General features: G+C 47.9%; 16 protein-coding genes. 11 read left to right on the top strand and 5 right to left on the bottom strand.

Features of this window, described 5'->3' with window-relative positions; all coding sequences use genetic code 11:
• Window positions 1–112 precede the first annotated feature (112 nt).
• On the bottom strand, window positions 113–778 hold the full coding sequence (locus GO003_RS20315; RefSeq protein WP_159653192.1) for a response regulator: 666 nt from the start codon (window positions 776–778) through the stop codon (window positions 113–115).
• Window positions 779–1,249: 471 nt separating this feature from the next.
• On the opposite strand from GO003_RS20315, the gene GO003_RS20310 reads away from it, so the two are divergent.
• The 11 genes from GO003_RS20310 to GO003_RS20260 all read left to right on the top strand — a co-directional run bounded on the left by GO003_RS20310 (window position 1,250) and on the right by GO003_RS20260 (window position 11,392).
• Window positions 1,250–3,058 (top strand): methanol/ethanol family PQQ-dependent dehydrogenase, encoded by a 1,809-nt coding sequence (locus GO003_RS20310; protein ID WP_159653190.1) that lies wholly within the window; start codon window positions 1,250–1,252, stop codon window positions 3,056–3,058.
• Between the two features lie 68 nt (window positions 3,059–3,126).
• Window positions 3,127–3,978 carry a methanol oxidation system protein MoxJ gene (gene moxJ, locus GO003_RS20305; protein WP_159653188.1) on the top strand — a complete coding sequence of 284 codons (852 nt, stop codon included), beginning with the start codon at window positions 3,127–3,129 and terminating at the stop codon, window positions 3,976–3,978.
• A 14-nt stretch (window positions 3,979–3,992) separates the two neighbouring features.
• The gene (gene moxG / locus GO003_RS20300; protein ID WP_159653186.1) at window positions 3,993–4,466 is read left to right on the top strand and encodes a cytochrome c(L), periplasmic; all 474 of its coding nucleotides are present in this window, start codon (window positions 3,993–3,995) and stop codon (window positions 4,464–4,466) included.
• 15 nt (window positions 4,467–4,481) lie between these two features.
• Window positions 4,482–4,763, top strand: a complete 282-nt coding sequence (locus GO003_RS20295; protein ID WP_159653184.1) for a methanol dehydrogenase [cytochrome c] subunit — start codon at window positions 4,482–4,484, stop codon at window positions 4,761–4,763.
• A 344-nt stretch (window positions 4,764–5,107) separates the two neighbouring features.
• Complete coding sequence (locus tag GO003_RS20290) at window positions 5,108–6,127, top strand: AAA family ATPase (protein WP_159653182.1); 1,020 nt, start codon at window positions 5,108–5,110, stop codon at window positions 6,125–6,127.
• Between the two features lie 326 nt (window positions 6,128–6,453).
• Entirely contained in the window at window positions 6,454–7,080 is a 627-nt protein-coding gene (locus tag GO003_RS20285) for an MxaP protein (protein WP_159653180.1), read from the top strand.
• 21 nt (window positions 7,081–7,101) lie between these two features.
• Window positions 7,102–7,953, top strand: a complete 852-nt coding sequence (locus GO003_RS20280) for a DUF58 domain-containing protein (protein WP_159653178.1) — start codon at window positions 7,102–7,104, stop codon at window positions 7,951–7,953.
• Entirely contained in the window at window positions 7,950–8,888 is a 939-nt protein-coding gene (locus tag GO003_RS20275; RefSeq protein WP_159653176.1) for a nonribosomal peptide synthetase MxaA, read from the top strand. Before GO003_RS20280 ends, GO003_RS20275 begins: the two co-directional genes overlap by 4 nt.
• 3 nt (window positions 8,889–8,891) lie before the next feature.
• Window positions 8,892–9,878 (top strand): vWA domain-containing protein, encoded by a 987-nt coding sequence (locus tag GO003_RS20270; protein WP_231089108.1) that lies wholly within the window; start codon window positions 8,892–8,894, stop codon window positions 9,876–9,878.
• Window positions 9,875–10,432, top strand: a complete 558-nt coding sequence (locus tag GO003_RS20265) for an MxaK protein (protein WP_159653174.1) — start codon at window positions 9,875–9,877, stop codon at window positions 10,430–10,432. The genes GO003_RS20270 and GO003_RS20265 overlap by 4 nt, the downstream gene beginning before the upstream one ends.
• Before the next feature lie 24 nt (window positions 10,433–10,456).
• On the top strand, window positions 10,457–11,392 hold the full coding sequence (locus GO003_RS20260) for a VWA domain-containing protein (protein WP_159653172.1): 936 nt from the start codon (window positions 10,457–10,459) through the stop codon (window positions 11,390–11,392).
• 46 nt (window positions 11,393–11,438) lie between these two features.
• Here GO003_RS20260 and GO003_RS20255 read toward each other — a convergent pair whose 3' ends face one another.
• From GO003_RS20255 to GO003_RS20240, 4 genes are all read right to left on the bottom strand, one after another.
• Window positions 11,439–12,245, bottom strand: a complete 807-nt coding sequence (locus GO003_RS20255; RefSeq protein ID WP_159653170.1) for a bestrophin-like domain — start codon at window positions 12,243–12,245, stop codon at window positions 11,439–11,441.
• 326 nt (window positions 12,246–12,571) lie between these two features.
• Window positions 12,572–13,486, bottom strand: coding sequence for a response regulator transcription factor (locus GO003_RS20250; protein WP_159653168.1), 915 nt, complete (start codon window positions 13,484–13,486; stop codon window positions 12,572–12,574).
• Window positions 13,483–16,881, bottom strand: coding sequence for a hybrid sensor histidine kinase/response regulator (locus tag GO003_RS20245; protein ID WP_159653166.1), 3,399 nt, complete (start codon window positions 16,879–16,881; stop codon window positions 13,483–13,485). The genes GO003_RS20250 and GO003_RS20245 overlap by 4 nt, the downstream gene beginning before the upstream one ends.
• Complete coding sequence (locus GO003_RS20240) at window positions 16,878–17,054, bottom strand: hypothetical protein (protein ID WP_159653164.1); 177 nt, start codon at window positions 17,052–17,054, stop codon at window positions 16,878–16,880. Before GO003_RS20240 ends, GO003_RS20245 begins: the two co-directional genes overlap by 4 nt.
• Between the last annotated feature and the right edge of the window lie 82 nt (window positions 17,055–17,136).

Genomic DNA, 17,136 nt, shown 5'->3' with positions numbered 1-17,136 from the left:
CTGAATAAACCCGGGACATTGTCACGACTTTGCTCAAGCGTGTCATTCGTCAGCTGATGTGGGCGGGTTGATCAAAGCACGCAAGATCAGCAGAATAATTCAACCGGAGTGATCATGATAAACGCTCATTCAAACCATTGATCAGACCTTGCCGGGACGCTAACAGTGTCATTTCTGCAACCGTTTTGACACCCAGTTTTTCTTTGATTGAAGTCCCGTGATTACAAATGGTTTTGTAGCTTAAGCAAAGTTTTTCGGCGGCTTTTTGGGTGGTATAGCCATTGACCAGCAAACAGAACACATCAAATTCTCTGGGCGAAAGCGATTTGATTTTGCTTTCTTCATCATCGCCCGTAACCATCGACATGGCGAGTTGTTGAGCGAGAATCGGGTCTACAAAAGTGCCTCCTTGTGCAATTTGGCAGACTGCGGTGACCAGAATTTCGGGAGCGCTGTTTTTGTTGATGTAGCCTTTGGCACCGGCTTTGATGGCGCGTGTGACATAAATCAATTCATTGTGGATGCTGAAAACGAGAATTTTACAATGCGGATCGCGGTTAATAAGCCGTCTGATCGTTTCAAAACCGCCAATTCCCGGCATGGACAAGTCTACGACGACTATATCCGGTTTGTTCTTTTCATAAACCTGGCAACCCGTTTCACCTTTGTCTGCTTCATAAATATCACCTATTTTATCGGACAGCGATAAGTAGGTTTTATAGCCGGCCCTTACCACGGCATGGTCGTCGACGAGTAAAACGCTGATCTTGTTGGACACCGCTAAAAGCTCCCTTGAATGAATAACTTAGCATCATGCCCGTTTCCATTCATCAAAACTATGGGATGTTTTCCTGAATTATTGACCTTGATGATAGGTATTTTAATAATTCAGTGCGTCAACAGTGGGTGTCGCCCCGGGACGGATTGCCGGGGGTCCAGGAGCCAAGGATGAGGTAAACAAACTCGAAATTCACTCCGCTCAGAATTCACGAAATTATTGATAACCGGTCACTTAAGTTCCCAAGTATCGGGAAATCTTCTTGGGATATAACTGACATATTCCCGGCTTAATTCAAGCCTTCTTCCGTAACGCCTGCAAAACGATCTGCGTAGAATTTGCTCGCAGTGTAGCCCTGTGTGTCGACCCCCCTTGCGAACTTTGATCAAGTAAGTTGGTTAACATAAATCGAATCATCGATATGCAGCGGCTATGCCTTAATTCACAGCAGAACAATAACTCGGAGGAATTATGCAAATGTTGAAATTTGCACGTAACGTGGGAACGTCCGCATTAATGGCTAGCGCCATTCTGGCATTGCCGCAATCGGCGCAGGCCAATAAAGAATTAGATAAATTGTCCCGTCAAAATACCAACTGGGTAATGCAGACCAAGGACTACAGTTCGACTCACTTTAGCGAGCTTTATGACATCAATATTACCAATGTCAAAAATCTGAAAGTTGCGTGGTCTTTCTCAACCGGAGTTCTCAATGGCCACGAAGGCGGCCCTCTGGTTGTTGACGGCATCATGTATGTCCACACGCCTTATCCGAATAACGTATTTGCTATCGACTTGAAAGAGCCCGATAAAATTTTGTGGCAGTTCAAGCCGAAACAGAACCCGGCTGCCAGAGCGGTAGCTTGTTGTGATGTTGTCAATCGTGGTTTGGCTTATGCACCTCAAGGTAAAGATTATCCCGCGACTATTTTCCTTAACCAATTAGACGGTCATATCGTTGCACTCAATGCAAAAACCGGTGATCTGTTATGGAAAATGGAAAATTCCGATATTGCCATGGGTTCTACACTCACCATCGCTCCGTTCGTAGCTGAAGATAAGGTGATTGTCGGCACTTCCGGTGCTGAGTTGGGTGTAAGAGGGTATGCAACCGCTTATAACCTGAAGGATGGAAAACAAGCCTGGCGTGTCTATGCGACAGGTCCTGATGAAGACATTAAATTGTCCAAAGATTTCAATAAAGCCAATCCGCATTACGGACAATTCGGTCTGGGTCTGAAAACCTGGGAAGGGGATGCCTGGAAAATCGGTGGCGGAACCAACTGGGGTTGGTATGCCTACGACCCGGATTTACAAATGCTCTATTACGGATCAGGTAACCCTGCGCCGTGGAATGAAACCATGCGTCCAGGCGACAACAAATGGACGATGACCATTTGGGGACGGGATATCAAAAGTGGTGAAGCAAAATTCGGTTATCAAAAAACGCCTCATGACGAGTGGGATTATGCCGGTGTGAACTACATGGGCTTATCCGAGCAAATGGTTAACGGTAAGATGACCAAATTGCTGACACACCCTGATCGTAACGGTCTGGTTTATACCTTAAATCGCGAAAACGGCGACCTGGTCAATGCGTTCAAAATCGATAACACCGTCAACTGGGTCAAGCATGTTGACTTGAAAACCGGTTTGCCGGTACGTGATCCAGAATATTCAACCCATATGGATCATGAAGCCAAAGGTATTTGTCCTTCAGCGATGGGCTATCACAACCAGGGCATCGAGTCCTACGATCCCAATAAAAAGCTGTTCTTCATGGGTGTGAACCATATTTGTATGGATTGGGAACCGTTCATGTTGCCTTACCGTGCAGGTCAGTTCTTTGTCGGCGCCACGCTGAATATGTATCCAGGCCCCAAAGGCACACTGGGTCAGGTTAAAGCAATGAACTCGGTAACCGGTGAATTTGAATGGGAAGTTCAGGAAAAATTCGCGGTTTGGGGCGGTACAACTGCGACAGCCGGCGATCTAGTGTTCTACGGTACGTTAGATGGTTACATCAAAGCGCTTAATTCCAAAACCGGGGAAGAGCTGTGGAAATTTAAACTGCCTTCCGGCGTAATCGGTCATCCAATAACTTACAAACATGACGGTAAGCAATATGTTGCTATCTATTACGGTGTAGGCGGTTGGCCTGGCGTCGGACTCGTGTTCGATCTTAAAGATCCGACAGCCGGTTTAGGCGCGGTGGGCGCGTTTAAAGAATTGGCACATCACACTCAAATGGGTGGTGGCGTCATGGTGTTCTCGCTCTAATTCAGAGGTAGGCCGGGCCAGTTCATTAGAGCTACCCGGCCCGCGTAGCAATGTATTTTGAGGAAATAATGAAAATACAAATTTTTGTTTTGTCTGCAGGTTTATTGCTGATGGCTGGTTGTGGATCACAACATGTCATGGCTGAACAGCAAACATTGAAAGTATGCAATGCCGAAAATGAAATGCCTTATGCCAATAAAAAAGGTGAGGGCTTTGAAAATAAACTGGCAGAAATTGTTGCGGATGAGCTTGAGAGAAAAGTCGAATGGGTAATCTGGACTGACCCGCGTTATCTCGTTCGTGATTACCTGGACAAAGGCTTATGCGATGTTGTAATCGGTATGGATGCCGGTGATCCCAGGGTGTTGACTACTAAGCCTTATTACCGCTCCGGCTATGTCTTTATTACCCGTACGGATGATACCCCGGCAGTCGATCAATGGGACAGTGACGTGTTGCAAAAAGCCGAGCGTATCGCCTTCGTTCCGGGAACTCCGCCGGAAGTGATGATGCGATCCATCGGCCGTTACAACGATATGTTCAACTACATGCAGGAGCTGGTGGGTTTTAAATCCCGTCGTAACGAATACATCAAATACGAAACGGACAAACTGGTTTCCGAAGTGTCATCCGGCAAGGCAGAGGTGGCTGTTTTATGGGGCCCTGCTGCAGCGCGATATGTCAAAGCGTCGGCTACACCGTTAACTATGTCATTGATACCGGATAACAACACCCGGGCAGATGGCGAAAAAGTCGGTTTTCATTACAGCACTTCTATGGCGGTTAGGAAAGACGATCAAGCACTGCTGACAAAACTTGAGAAAGCGTTGAAAAACCGGATGGATGACATCACGCAAACATTAAAAGCCGAGGGGATTCCGTTGGTAGAGGAACCTGACCAGGTATTAGTATCAAAATGAGGAACTATTAAAAAATGAAAATCAAAAAGTTAACGGCAGGCTTCTGTGTGGCTCTGGCTTTGACCAGCACACTGGCTAATGCCGACATCACACTTCGTCATGCCTTGACAGGCGAAGCCCTGGATCTGAGTTTTGCCAAAAAAGGCGGCGATACCGACGCATTTAAGGAATTCCTGAAAACCGGTAAAAACCCCTATAACGGCAACGAAAAAGTCGTGGCAGAGGGTAAAAGCTTGTACATGACTGGTTGCTCAGGATGTCATGGCCATGAGGCCGAAGGCAAGTTAGGGCCAGGCTTGGCAGATGACTACTGGACCTACCCCAGCGGTTTGACGGACCAGGGTTTGTTTGAAATTTTATTTGGTGGCGCCAACGGCATGATGGGGCCTCAGTATGTCAATTTTTCAACCGATCAGATGCTGCAAATTATGGCGTTTCTCCGCTCGATTTACACCGGTGACCCCCAAAAAGCGAAATGGTTAAAATAATTTAAGGAGTTAAACATGAACAAATTTATAGCTATCAGCATGATGACATTAGCTTCCGTATTGTCATTTTCGGCCTCTGCATATGACGGAACCAATTGTAAAGAACCGGGAGTTTGCTGGGAACCCAAACCCGGTTTTCCGGCGCAGGTAGCGGGCAGTAAATACGATCCCAAACATGATGTTAACGAATTGAATAAACAAGCCCAATCGATCAAAGAAATGGAAGCCCGTAACGAAAAACGCACGAAGCATTTGATCGAAACCGGCAAATTTGTTTACGAAATAGAAGAAAACTAGTTTTTTGCAAGATGGAGTCAATAGTGCGCAGATTGGGTCAGGGTGAAAATTCCGCTCATCTTGCGAAACGTTATCCATCAGGCAAATACCGATTCTGCAAAGGACTGCGGATCCTAAATATAAAAGTAATCTGAAATTATCAAGCTTGGATTGGGGGAGTAAGCAGTACCCCAGCGATGTGTTTTACAGCATCGGTTGATGTCTTCGCACAATGGTTACAGGAATCTTTTATGTTTTCTCCGAAACCCAAACGCCGGCAGTCGTTGACGGTTTCAAATGTGTTATTAAGACTAATAGACCTTATAGCCCCGGCACAGCCATGTATCGGGGCTTTTTTTAAAACTATGAAAACAGATTCTTTATTCACAGACTGGCGCGCTAAAGCGCTTCAGTTTGAAAACAACATCAATGAGGTTGTCATCGGACAAACCGCCACAGTAAGAAATGTGCTGATTGCAATTTTTGCACGAGGCCATGTATTGCTGGAAGGTGGCGTCGGCGTCGGTAAAACCACTTTGCTGAGAGCGGTTGCGCAGGGACTGGGAGGCAGCTATCAAAGGATTGAAGGCACCATTGACCTGATGCCCGCCGACCTTATTTATTACACCTATTTAAACCATGAAGGTCGGCCGTGTGTCGACCCTGGCCCCTTACTCAAAGAAGGTGAACAGCTTTCGACTTTCTTTTTTAATGAGATCAACCGGGCACGGCCTCAGGTCCATTCGCTGTTATTGAGAGCCATGTCTGAAGGCAGTGTCAGCGCCTTTAACCGAGAATATCGTTTTCCGCATATCCAGGTTTTTGCTGATCGCAATCGGGTTGAAAGAGAAGAAACTTTCGAATTACCGGCGGCTGCCCGCGACCGGTTTTTGATGGAAATCAATGTCAACACGCCGGCTGACGATGCCGTTCTGGATGAACTGATGTTTAACCCGCGCTTTCATGACGTTGATTCATTGATTGACGGTATTCAGCGCGATTCGCTCAAATATTATGATCTTAACGAGATTTCCGGTCTTATTCAGAAAACACTGGAGCCCAGCCCAAGACTTCGAAAATATGCGCTGGATTTATGGAAGGCCAGCGCTGATCCTGGTCAATACGGTGTGAAATTAAGTGACGTGGACATGCCTTCATTGATACAGGCAGGAGCAAGCCCGCGCGGTATGAGTTATTTCATTAAAGCCGCAAAAGTCAGGGCCTGGCTGAATGACAGAACTGTATTGCTGCCAGAGGATGTTCAAGCGGTTTATCACGTGACAATGGCGCATCGTATTTTTCTCGCGCCGGTTTATGCCTACCGTAAAGATGAACTGATGCCTCAGCTGGTCAACGGCATTCTTGACGCCGTGGCTGCACCCTAACCGTTCATGAAAGTCCTGCATTCGCCCCGTCAAATGAAAGTACCAGGTGTTAAGGAGAGAGCGGTCACTCGCCCGACAGGACGCCGTGAATATGTCCATGTAGGCTTGACGGCGGCTCCCTGCCGCCGACACCTGTCGATCGAGCAACCGCTCCCTCTTCGCTTCGTGTACTTTCACGGTAACGTTCATGAAGGATTGGGTATCACTCCGGCAAATGAAAGGCCATTGGAGAGCGGAAAAGGCGCCTGCCGCATTCACTTATCCATCTTGCCAATTGGCCACCCTGAATTTTTTTGGACCTGTTTTTTCAGACTAACCGTAAGCCCATGAATTATCAAAAATACTTGGCGATTATTATTCCCAAAGCAGGATTAACGCATCTAAAAGCAACTTATTTAACCTGGGCCGGTGTCGGATTCATCGGCTCTTATGTGGCTACAGCGCTGGATGAATATGCGGAGGTGGCTTATGCAGCTTATTACACCAATGCGGTCAATGACGCGGTAGGTTATAAATTCTGGATTTTGCTATCGGTTATCGGCTTGTTGTTACTGTGTGTCAATTTACCGTTGGTCTATCTGGCCGAACATCTCAAGCGATTTGAAAAGGTAGCGACCAGGTTGAGACAATTGACCTATACCTTTTTCGTCGTGGCTTTTGATGAAGGCGCGCTGATGATCGGTATATTGGTAGCCAATTTCTTTCATGCCAGCGAAAAAGCATCGCTGCTGGCGTCGAAGTCATTTTTATTCAGTGATATTGGATTTCTTGCGTTGGTGGGGCTTTGTCTGGCCAATACGTTACTTTGGTTGTTGGGTGAAGCACTTTATAACCACAATGATCAACAGGTGTCCGGCGTCATTGATTGGCTGATAAAAACACCGCTCAAATATGCTTTACCGGCTTACTTGGTGATGAGCGGTTTATTTGTTCATTTGATTACCCATCAATAACGCATCTTTTCTGGCTTATCGATGATTTCTACCACTCCGTTTATTTACCGTTTGGGTCAGCCGTCAACCCATGTTTATCCTGGAGCGCATCCGGGACGGCTGACAGGCGCCGGGCAGTTGTTCAAAGCTCATGTGCCGTTGATGGCCAGTCCCGACACTCGGCGCATCGATTTGAGAGCCAGTCTGCTTAATCCATTCCAGTCCTATTGGGTCAAAGTCTTTCAGCAACACACACAAACTACACTTTACATGATCGCTGATTTGTCGGGGTCCATGGGGATTGAAGGACAATCAAGCGTGATGCAGGTCATGTCTCAATTTATGCTTTCTGCTGCGCTTTCGGCTTATCAGACAGGCGACCGCTTCGGGTTTATTGGTTGTGATACCGGTATCAGTTCGAAGTGGCATATTCCGGCCGGTCATCATTGGGGCATTGTCCAAAAAATGGCCGGACAGTTGGCTGATTCAAAACCGGTTGGGACCAGTTCCGGCTTGCTCAATACACCTGCACTCATAACTTCACAACGCGCATTGATTTTTTTGGTTTCCGATTTTCACTTTGATTTGGCTGTGCTTAAGGCGTTGCTGCCGCAACTGAACAGGCATGCGGTCGTTCCTGTTGTGTTGTGGAACGAAGTAGCTTCTTCGGATCTGCCTGAGTGGGGGATCGTTAAATTTAAAGACAAGGAAAACGGAGTTACCCGTACTTTACTGATGAGACCGGCGTTCAAAAAACAGATTATCGATGCCTTCGCGCAACGAAAAGCCGATTTGCAACAATGTTTCAGATCGTTAGGTACCGAGCCGTTGTTTATTAGCCAAGGTTATCAAGCCGAAGCAGTGACCCGGTATTTTCAGGCGAGAGCATTATGAAATCGTTACCTTTCCTGCATTGCAAAGACACCGACTTAAGCCACCAAATAGTAAAATATGCCCGCTCTATTCTGGTGTATTCACTGTTTTTACTGGTTGCCTGTTCAGAAGGCTTGCCGCCTCCTATCGAACGATTTGAATTTGAGACGCCTAAACCTTTTGGCTATGTCATTGGCGATAAAATTCGGCATCGGATAGTGATTGGAACCCGTTCCGGTATTCAACTGGAACCTACGAGTCTCCCTGCCAAAGGTGATCTCAACCGTTGGTTGTCAATCGATCAAATTACTGTTCGGCCAGTTTCAAAGCATCTGACTGAAATCGAGTTGACATACCAGGTCTTTTACGCGCCTTTGGAAGTCAAAATGTTGACTATTGCGGGCTTTAAACTTCGGTTCAAACAAGGTGACCAGGCTATTGAACAGGTTGTGCCCGAATGGTCATTTACCGTTTCACCGATTCATGAATTGGCTGTCAGAAAAGAGGAGGGCAACACGTATCGTCGGCCCGATGCAACACCCACCCTAATTTCTTCGCAAAACGCTTTGCGCCTGTTATCGATCAGTGTGGCGTCAGGTCTGTTTTGCGGCTTGTTATTGGCGTTTCGTTACGGCTATTTCGTTGGTTTTCCAAGGCGCAGTTTTTTTAGCCGGGCAAACGGACGAATAAAGAAAATGCAGCCCAATGAACTGGGTTTGGCTTTGGTGATTATTCATCAGGCTTTCAATCAGTTGAATCATAAACCCCTGTTTAAGCACCGCTTGTCAGAGTTTTACAGGCTAAGGCCGGAGTTCAAAGAAATAGGCCCCGAACTGGAGTGGTTTTTCAATTTTTCCAACGACTATTTTTTCGGTGGAAAACCGTCTGCCGGTGCTGATGAGTGGGACGCTCTGAAAAAAATGTGTCAACGCTGTGTCGAACTGGAAAGAGGCTGATTTGTGCTGATTAATTTCGATACACCGTGGCTTCTTTCCGGATTGCTTTTGATGATGGTGCCTCTGCTGAGAACCGGCATCAAATCGCAAGCTTATCCGTGGCTTGCTATCCTGCCTGAGGATACGCTCTCTTCGTTGCTTTCGGTTTTGATCCGCATCATCGGCATGGCGGCAATTGGCTTGCTGATTCTGGGATTGTCCGGCGTTTATTTAAAAGAACAACGCATCGAGCGTATTGGTCGGGGTGCGCATATCGTGCTGCTTTTAGATAGAAGTAACAGCATGGACACGACCTTTGCGGGAAAAGCACCGATGAATGATCAGGAAGAATCCAAATCTGCAGCCGCAAGAAGGCTATTGACTGAATTTATCGACAAACGCAGCCATGATTTGATGGGTATCGCCGAATTCAGCACCGCACCGCTGTTTGTCATGCCGCTGACTGAAAATAAACAGGCACTGCATGCTGCCATTGACGCGACAGCGACTCCCGCATTGGCTTATACCCATATCAGCAAAGGCCTGGCCATGGCCTTGTCATTTTTTGACGAACAGCCGACAAACGGAACCCGTATTGTCGTTTTGGTTTCCGACGGGGCTGCAGCGATCGACTCTGACAGTGAGCAAGCGCTGCGAACATTAATCAAGGATCAGCACATCCGTTTGTATTGGGTATTCCTGAGGACGTCAAACAGTCCCGGTATTCATGAAAAACCTGAAAATACCCGTGATGACAATGCCCAGGCCTTGCCGGAAAAGTATCTGCATTTGTTTTTTTCGAGTTTGAATGTGCCTTATCAAGTTTATGAAGCCGAGTCTCCTGAAGGTTTGCAAGCGGCTATTGACGATATCGATAAGCTGGAAAATCGTCCGTTACATTATTTTGAACGCCTACCCAAGCAGGATCTATCAGGGCTCTGTTATCAATGGGCAAGTCTGATGATTGCTCTATTGCTGGTGTTGAAACTGTGCGAGGTGAATCGGTCATGAGAATAATAAAAAATACTGTGTTGTGGGGAATATTCAGCGTCAGTACGCTGGTTTTTATTATCCAGGCCTGGACATTGCTGCAAATTCACAATGAGAACGCCTGGATAAACCGGTTGCTGTCGGGTCACGATATTGCCATTGAGAAAGTCGTGAAGGCCTCGCCGGAAGTGCGTTTGGCACGAGCCGTCTATTTAAGGGAAAAAGGCCGGTATGATGAAGCACTGGCGACGCTCAATTTAATTCTGGATCAGGGCAGCCCAAGCCTTCAGGCTAAAACCCGTTATAACCTGGGTAATCTTTATTTAACGCAAACAGTTGAACGGGCTGAAAAAATGGCGATCAACGATGCACTTCCCCTGGCGGCATTGGCAAAGCAGGCTTACCGGCAAGCGCTTGCGCTGGACAGTCAGTTTTGGGATGCGAAATACAACCTTGAGGTGGCGATGCGCATTGCGCCGGAAATGGACAGAATCACTGTCGAAGCCGATGACAAGGAAAACCGGAAAACCCGGTTATGGACTACAGTGCCGGGCTTTCCCCGAGGTTTGCCGTAATGGTTGACAGTGCAGAGAGCAACCATGTTAGCTAAACGTGAGTGTTTCAAAGACTTTCGCTTTTGGTGTTTAACCTTCGCTTTGTTGGCTTTGGTGATGCTGTTTCTGTTTCCCAAGATCAAGCGATCGGGTCCGGCCTATCAGATGACATTCATTGTCGATATCACCCGGAGCATGAACACCGAGGATTACCGTTATCACGGTGAAATCATCAGCCGACTCGAGTTTGTCAAAATGACCTTACGTGAGCTTTTGTCGAGCTTGCCGTGCCAATCCAAAGTGGGTTTGGGCGTGTTTACCGAACGGCGTTCGTCACTGTTATTCCAGCCTATAGAAGTCTGTTCCGGTTTTAATGAACTGGATGCCGCCATTGCTGCATTGGATTGGCAATCGGCCTGGGCAGCTGATAGCCGGATTGCTCACGGTTTATTGAATACTCTGGATATGTTGAAAGATGATCAGGAAACCCGTTTGATATTTATCTCGGACGGTCATGAGGCGCCACCGCTCAATTCGCGTTATGGACCTGATTTTTCCATCGTGAAGGACACGATCAAAGGTTTGATCGTGGGCGTCGGTGGGTTAGAACCGAAACCTATCCCGAAATTTGATCAGCAAGGCAAACGTGTGGGGTTTTATAGCGCCGATGATGTACCGCACCGTTCAACTTTTGGCGAATCGGATCTGAATCCTGAATCGATTCAAGGCTACGATGCCCGCAATGCTCCTTTCGGCAGTGAGGCTGCGGTAGGTTCGGAACATTTGAGCCGGTTGCATGAACCGTATTTGAAACAATTGGCGGCAGAGACCGGTTTGGGGTATCAACGCTTGACCGAAACAGCAGCGTTTAATCAGGCGCTTCAATCAGAAGCATTAGCGGTTAACAAAGACATCTGGATCGACAGGCGCTGGCAGTTTGCTTCAATAGCGCTGTTGGCTTTGCTGCTGGTGTTTATATAGGCTGAAATACTCAAATCCGGATGTTTAAAAGCCATGTCCTTATCTATCAGTCACTTTGTTCTGCCTCCATGCTTTTTTGTAGATCGAAAAGCACTTGGTCTGAAGTGTCAACTTTTATAATGCCGAGTCGCGGGTATTCAAGATCGACAATCACGTAGATAGCAAGCGACATAACCGCCGAGAAAGACAAAATATGCAGCCAGCTGCGTTCCTTGTTGACGGACATGCTGTAGCCAACCAGCAAAGCACCGATAAAGCTCAGTCCATAAAGCAAGATATAGATCTGTACCGGAGGATGATTCTTGGTTGCCATCTCTCTGGTTGTGGTGATGTCGATCATTTCATTTAATGCGGGGATCAGCAACATGGTTGCCTGGGGCGATGCGTCAGGCAAACGGCTTGCTGCCAATGACAACCTCCAAATCCGGGTTTGCAGATCAGCTACCTTGTTCTGTTTTACTTTCATGAGGGGCTTATTAGCCCTGTCTTCGTAAATGGTTGCCCTGATGCCGGTGTAGGTGCGAAACAATTCAGGAATTTCCGGCTGGGCTTCTTTGGAAAGCAAGTCAATACGCAGATAGGCCGTGCCGATGGCATTGGCTTCCTCGGTTATCAAATCTCGGCGTTCTTCCAGTCTCGTTGCTGCGCCCGAAAAGGTAAAAGCGATAACCAGTCCTAACAAGGCAAACACAGCACCCTCAGCCGCTCCGATCCCTTCTGCCAAGCCTTTGGGGTCATTTGCGATGCGGTTAAGGCCGATTCGCCTTCCAAGTTCAGAAACAGCCACCATTAAAAAAAATAGGACACAGGCTGTGATTGTAATTAATAGGGTAAAGTCTATTTTGTCAGCCATTTTGAAATATTTCCCGATTACGATGGTTTCCCGGCGGGCATCCTCTTTATAGGCCCGAATTTGAACACTTGATAGAACCTACCATAAACACAAAATAAGTTTAAAGGTAACTTTTCAGAGGACCAACCAAACAAAGGTGATGGACCTCGTAGGTTGCGGTTGGCGATAGCCAACCCAACATTTCAAGGCCATAGCGTTAATTGTTGGGTTGCGAAAAGCACGCAACCCAACCTACACCTAATAATTACGATCTAATCAGACCCATACTTCGATAGACTGACGTGTGGCTATAGATCAACGCAGAATGGTTTACCGCATCAAAAACATCAGGATTCCTGATTCAGATACTTCATCGCAAAAACGGCGGCGGTCGTGCGGTTTTCCACATTCAATTTTCGGAAAACCTGTTCCAGGTGCTTATTAACCGTTCGGGGGCTCATGCTCAGAATAGTCCCGATTTCCCGGTTGGTTTTGCCTCGGGCAATCCAGAGTAACACTTCGGCTTCCCGTTCGGTAATGGGCAGCGCGGAGCGTAAGCGTTCGATTTCACTGGGGCGCTGCAAATCAATCAGCCGTAATAAAAATTCGTTGGCACCGGTTTGGCCTATATAACGAATTTCCAATGGCTTCTCGTTCACCTTGATGAGGAGACCTTTTTCTTTATTAAACTGAGGCTGCAGTAACTGGCGCAATTGATTGGGAAGATTTTCCTCAAGCCAGTCTATTGTGACACCTGCCGTATTGAACAGTTGATTGGCCTGGGGAGTAGTCCACAGCAAAGCGCCTTCCGAGGATGCGGCGAACAGGTATTGACCGGCGGTATCCAGAGCGGTTTGTGCGCTTAAGGTGAGCCTGGCATTGGCTAAATGGACTTGCATACGCGCAATTAATTCATCACCTTTGACGGGTTTGTTGATGTAGTCCACGCCTCCGGCCTGAAGGCCTTTGACAATGCTTTCTGTATCGGACAATCCGGTCATGAAGATGACGGGAATATGAGCCAGCGATCGGTTGGCTTTCAGTCGTTTACAGGCTTCAAATCCATCCATGTGGGGCATGATCGCATCCATCAATATGATGTCCGGCGTGATGTTGTCCACAATGGTCAGCGCTTGAGCACCTTCCAGCGCAACCAGCACGGTCAGTCCGGCCTGATCGAGTGTGTCGTTAAGCATGCTCAAGGTTTCAGGGGAGTCATCCACAATCAAAACCACGTCTTTTTTCCGGCCGGTCTGCATCATGCCTGTTCCTTGAGTAATTTGATCAGTGCTGAAAACTGGAACTGATGCGTTAATTCTTCAAGCTGCTGCATCAGGTCGGCATCAATCTGATGCTCATTTTTAAGCTGTTCAAGTAATGAACAGATGCCATTGGCGTAGCCGATTTGTGCCAGCCGGATTAACTCGCCTCGAGCTTCTTGATCGGTTATCAGGTTGGTTTTTAACGTATCGCTGATACTGCGATTTTGTTGGGGTGCTGCCAAAGCAAGACCGGTTTGATTTTGGGTGTCTTGTTCACAGGGTTTATAAAGCCAGGTGAGTCCGGTCTGTTGCTGAAGCGTGTCCAGAAGTTGAGCCATGCGCAGGGGTTTTACCAAATAAGCATTATGGGGCGCCATTTGAAGCTGCGGCGGAACTTGCTCATTGGCGTTGGCGGATACCATCAGGATGACAGCTGAAGGTATCCGCTTGCGAACAATATGAGCCAGTTCCCAGCCGCTGATTCCGGGCATGGCGATATCCAGCAGGAAAATATGCGGTTCGCATTCACAGTATTGCAGCATATCCAGGCAAGACAAGCCGTCCTGAGCCTGAATTACATTAAAGCCCAGTGGTGTCAGCATTTCCTGAAGCAGGCCACGATGACTGGGTTCATCATCTACGACAAATACGGTTTTCTCTTTGCCCGCGTAGCCGCAGACTATTTTTTCGGGCGCGGTATTGGCGGCAAGGGTCATGGCGCTGCTCAGCATCAGCCGGACATTAAAATGGCTGCCCACACCCGGTGTACTCTCTACGCTGATATCGCCGCCCATGATCTCAGTCAGGAAGCGGGTAATGGTCAGACCCAAACCCGTGCCGGTGATATGGGGCGATCCGGCTTTGCGTATCCGTTCGAAAGGCCGGAAAATTCGGTCCATATCTTTGGATGCGATACCGACACCGGTATCTTTGATAGAAAATTCGGCGACCTGATTTCGATAACTGACCGAAAGGCTGACTTGGCCTTGGTGGGTATATTTAATCGCATTCGATATTACATTGATCAGGATTTGACGCAGGCGTTTTTCATCGGTGCGCACCGTATCGGGAAGCGGAGTCAGACGTTTGTACTCAAAATGGATGCCCTTTGCAATTGCCTGAACTTCGAACATGCTGACAATCTGATCCAACAGACCGCCCAGCTGGACATCGCTGCGCGACAGATGAAGACGGCCTGCCTCAATGCGGGAAATATCAAGCAGACCTTCGATCAAGTCGGCTAGATGTTCACTGCTGCGGCGGATAACGGCCAGCGCATCCCTCCTTTTTGCCGGAATGGTCTGGTCTTTTTCCAGAAGTTGCGCATAGCCCATGATGGCATTGAGCGGTGAGCGTAATTCGTGGCTGATTCCCGTCAAATAGCGGCTTTTGGCCTTGTTGGCAGATTCTGCGACCTCTTTGGCTTGCTGCAATTCCTGGTCGGTTTTTTTATGGGCGCTAATTTCGGCCATCAGGAGTTGTGTTTGGCGTCGGGATTCTTCCTGGGCAATCTTTCTGTTTTCGTGGACCAGCGCGAACATCCAGGCTACGACGCCCGATACGATCAAAAGTATAAAGAAAACATTGATCAATGCCAGGGCAACTCCATTTTTTTCAACCCCTTCATCAAGCGTTATTTGAAAAAACACCAGCATCAACAAGCAGGCGATCATCAAACTGGTCAGTATGAACAAACCCAGAAAATGGCCAATGCGGTTATTCAACACTTTCACCCAGCTCAGGGGGAACACCAGGCTTAACGATGCCGTCAATTGATCCGACAGTCTGGCGTTGGTTTTACACATGTCGTGACAACGGCTGTCCAACGAACAACACAGCGAACAGATGGGCCCGGCGTAAGCAGGGCAATGACTCATGTCCTCGGGTTCGAAATGGTGTTCACAGATACAACAGCTTATCTCTGCACGAGAAGGAAAAACCGAAGGTTCGCGGGCAATATAGTAACGCCCCTGGGTTAGCCAGGCGATCAGAGGGGCGCAAATAAACGTAGAGCCCAGGGCGATAAAAGAAGACAGGGCGCGCGGAATTTCCCCGAACAGCCCGGCGTGAGCCATAAAGCCGGTGACTGAAGCAACGAGCATCGAGCCTACGCCGACAGGATTGATATCGTAAAGATGGGCGCGTTTGAACTCCATGGTTTGGGGACGTAAGCCCAGCGGTTTGTTGATGACCAGATCCGCAACCATTGAGCCTACCCAGGCCAGGGCAATAATCGCATAAACGCCGAGAATTTCTTTCAGAACCCGGTAAATGCCAAGTTCCATCAACATTAATGCAATTGCAACATTGAACACCAGCCAGACGACGCGGCCGGGATGGTTCTGAGTGAGTCTGGAGAAAAAGTTGGACCAGGCAATGGATCCGGCATAGGCGTTTGTCACGTTGATTTTGAGCTGCGACAAAATTACAAACGCACCGGTCATCAACAGCGTGAATTGCGGGCTTTGATTCATATAACTGAATGCGGTCAGGTACATCCGGTTAGGATCGGAGGCTTCCTCGTGAGCGATGCCATGCTTGAGAGCCAGCACAGCTAAGAAAGAACCTATCAATATCTTGCCGGAACCGATGATGATCCATCCGGGGCCTGCAGTCAGCATCGCTAACCACCAACTGCGCGACGATTTATTTTCCTGGGGAAGAAAGCGAAGAAAATCTACCTGTTCGCCGATTTGCGCTATCAGTGAGAACAAAACTGCAGATGCAGCGCCAAAAGCGATCAAATTGAAATCCGGGCCGGTTGCCGTGGGATTGTATTCAGTCCAGAGGCTGATGGCTTCATCCGATTTTAAAGCAATGCAGGCCAGGGGCAGAATTTGCAGAACAAGCCACAGCGGTTGAGTCCAGATCTGAAACCGGCTGATCAGCGTGATGCCGTGGGTAACCAGAGGAATGACCAGCAACGCGCTGATTAAATAGCCGATCGATAGTGGAATATTGAGTATCAGTTCCAGCGCCAGTGACAGGATCGCGGCTTCCAGTGCGAAAAAAATAAAGGTGAAAGACGCATAAATCAGCGATGTAATGGTCGATCCGATATAACCGAAGCCTGCTCCCCGGGTGAGCAAGTCAATATCAATGCCTTGTTTTGCCGCGTGGTAACAAATTGGCAAACCGGTCAAAAAAATGATCGTTCCGACTACCGCAACAGCCGTTACGGCGTTAGTAAATCCGTAGCTGAGGGTTATTGCGCCGCCAATGGCCTCCAAAGCCAAAAATGAAATCGCACCCAAAGCAGTAAGCGCTACCTGCGTGGCCGACCATTTTCTGGCGCTATTGGCCGTGAAACGCAACGCATAGTCTTCAAGTGTTTGGTTGGCTACCCAGCGATTGTAATTCCGTCGAACCCGAAAAACTTTTTGCTGGGCGTTCATGAGGTGAGCGTAGCCACTTGGCTTAAGCGTCTTTTTGAAAGTGACGAAGCGGGTCTTAAACCAATGGTGTATGGAATGTACGTACTCCAATCCAAACCGGGATCAAAAGGCGGTTGTTCTGATTGCGAGTTACCACAGGCAACAGCATAAAGCTTGGCTAAACGGGGTTTCATAGTTGAAAGCATACCTGGACACTGTGTCATTAGCTATACGTCATATGACGTAACAGGGGTGATCATCCGACGAATGGCGGAC

Origin of the sequence: Methylicorpusculum oleiharenae (genome assembly GCF_009828925.2) — a bacterium.
GTDB classification, from domain to species: Bacteria; Pseudomonadota; Gammaproteobacteria; order Methylococcales; family Methylomonadaceae; genus Methylicorpusculum; species Methylicorpusculum oleiharenae.
This window is presented reverse-complemented; position numbering and strand designations above follow the sequence as displayed.

What these genes read in the sequence shown, in the direction of transcription:
- GO003_RS20290 (WP_159653182.1), top strand. Translation starts at nt 5,108, where the DNA reads ATGAAAACAGATTCTTTATTCACAGACTGGCGCGCTAAAGCGCTTCAG.
- GO003_RS20275 (WP_159653176.1), top strand. Translation starts at nt 7,950, where the DNA reads ATGAAATCGTTACCTTTCCTGCATTGCAAAGACACCGACTTAAGCCAC.
- GO003_RS20260 (WP_159653172.1), top strand. Translation starts at nt 10,457, where the DNA reads ATGTTAGCTAAACGTGAGTGTTTCAAAGACTTTCGCTTTTGGTGTTTA.
- GO003_RS20285 (WP_159653180.1), top strand. Translation starts at nt 6,454, where the DNA reads ATGAATTATCAAAAATACTTGGCGATTATTATTCCCAAAGCAGGATTA.
- GO003_RS20310 (WP_159653190.1), top strand. Translation starts at nt 1,250, where the DNA reads ATGCAAATGTTGAAATTTGCACGTAACGTGGGAACGTCCGCATTAATG.
- GO003_RS20240 (WP_159653164.1), bottom strand. Translation starts at nt 17,054, where the DNA reads ATGAAACCCCGTTTAGCCAAGCTTTATGCTGTTGCCTGTGGTAACTCG.
- GO003_RS20280 (WP_159653178.1), top strand. Translation starts at nt 7,102, where the DNA reads ATGATTTCTACCACTCCGTTTATTTACCGTTTGGGTCAGCCGTCAACC.
- GO003_RS20255 (WP_159653170.1), bottom strand. Translation starts at nt 12,245, where the DNA reads ATGGCTGACAAAATAGACTTTACCCTATTAATTACAATCACAGCCTGT.
- moxG (WP_159653186.1), top strand. Translation starts at nt 3,993, where the DNA reads ATGAAAATCAAAAAGTTAACGGCAGGCTTCTGTGTGGCTCTGGCTTTG.
- GO003_RS20265 (WP_159653174.1), top strand. Translation starts at nt 9,875, where the DNA reads ATGAGAATAATAAAAAATACTGTGTTGTGGGGAATATTCAGCGTCAGT.
- GO003_RS20250 (WP_159653168.1), bottom strand. Translation starts at nt 13,486, where the DNA reads ATGATGCAGACCGGCCGGAAAAAAGACGTGGTTTTGATTGTGGATGAC.
- moxJ (WP_159653188.1), top strand. Translation starts at nt 3,127, where the DNA reads ATGAAAATACAAATTTTTGTTTTGTCTGCAGGTTTATTGCTGATGGCT.
- GO003_RS20295 (WP_159653184.1), top strand. Translation starts at nt 4,482, where the DNA reads ATGAACAAATTTATAGCTATCAGCATGATGACATTAGCTTCCGTATTG.
- GO003_RS20245 (WP_159653166.1), bottom strand. Translation starts at nt 16,881, where the DNA reads ATGAACGCCCAGCAAAAAGTTTTTCGGGTTCGACGGAATTACAATCGC.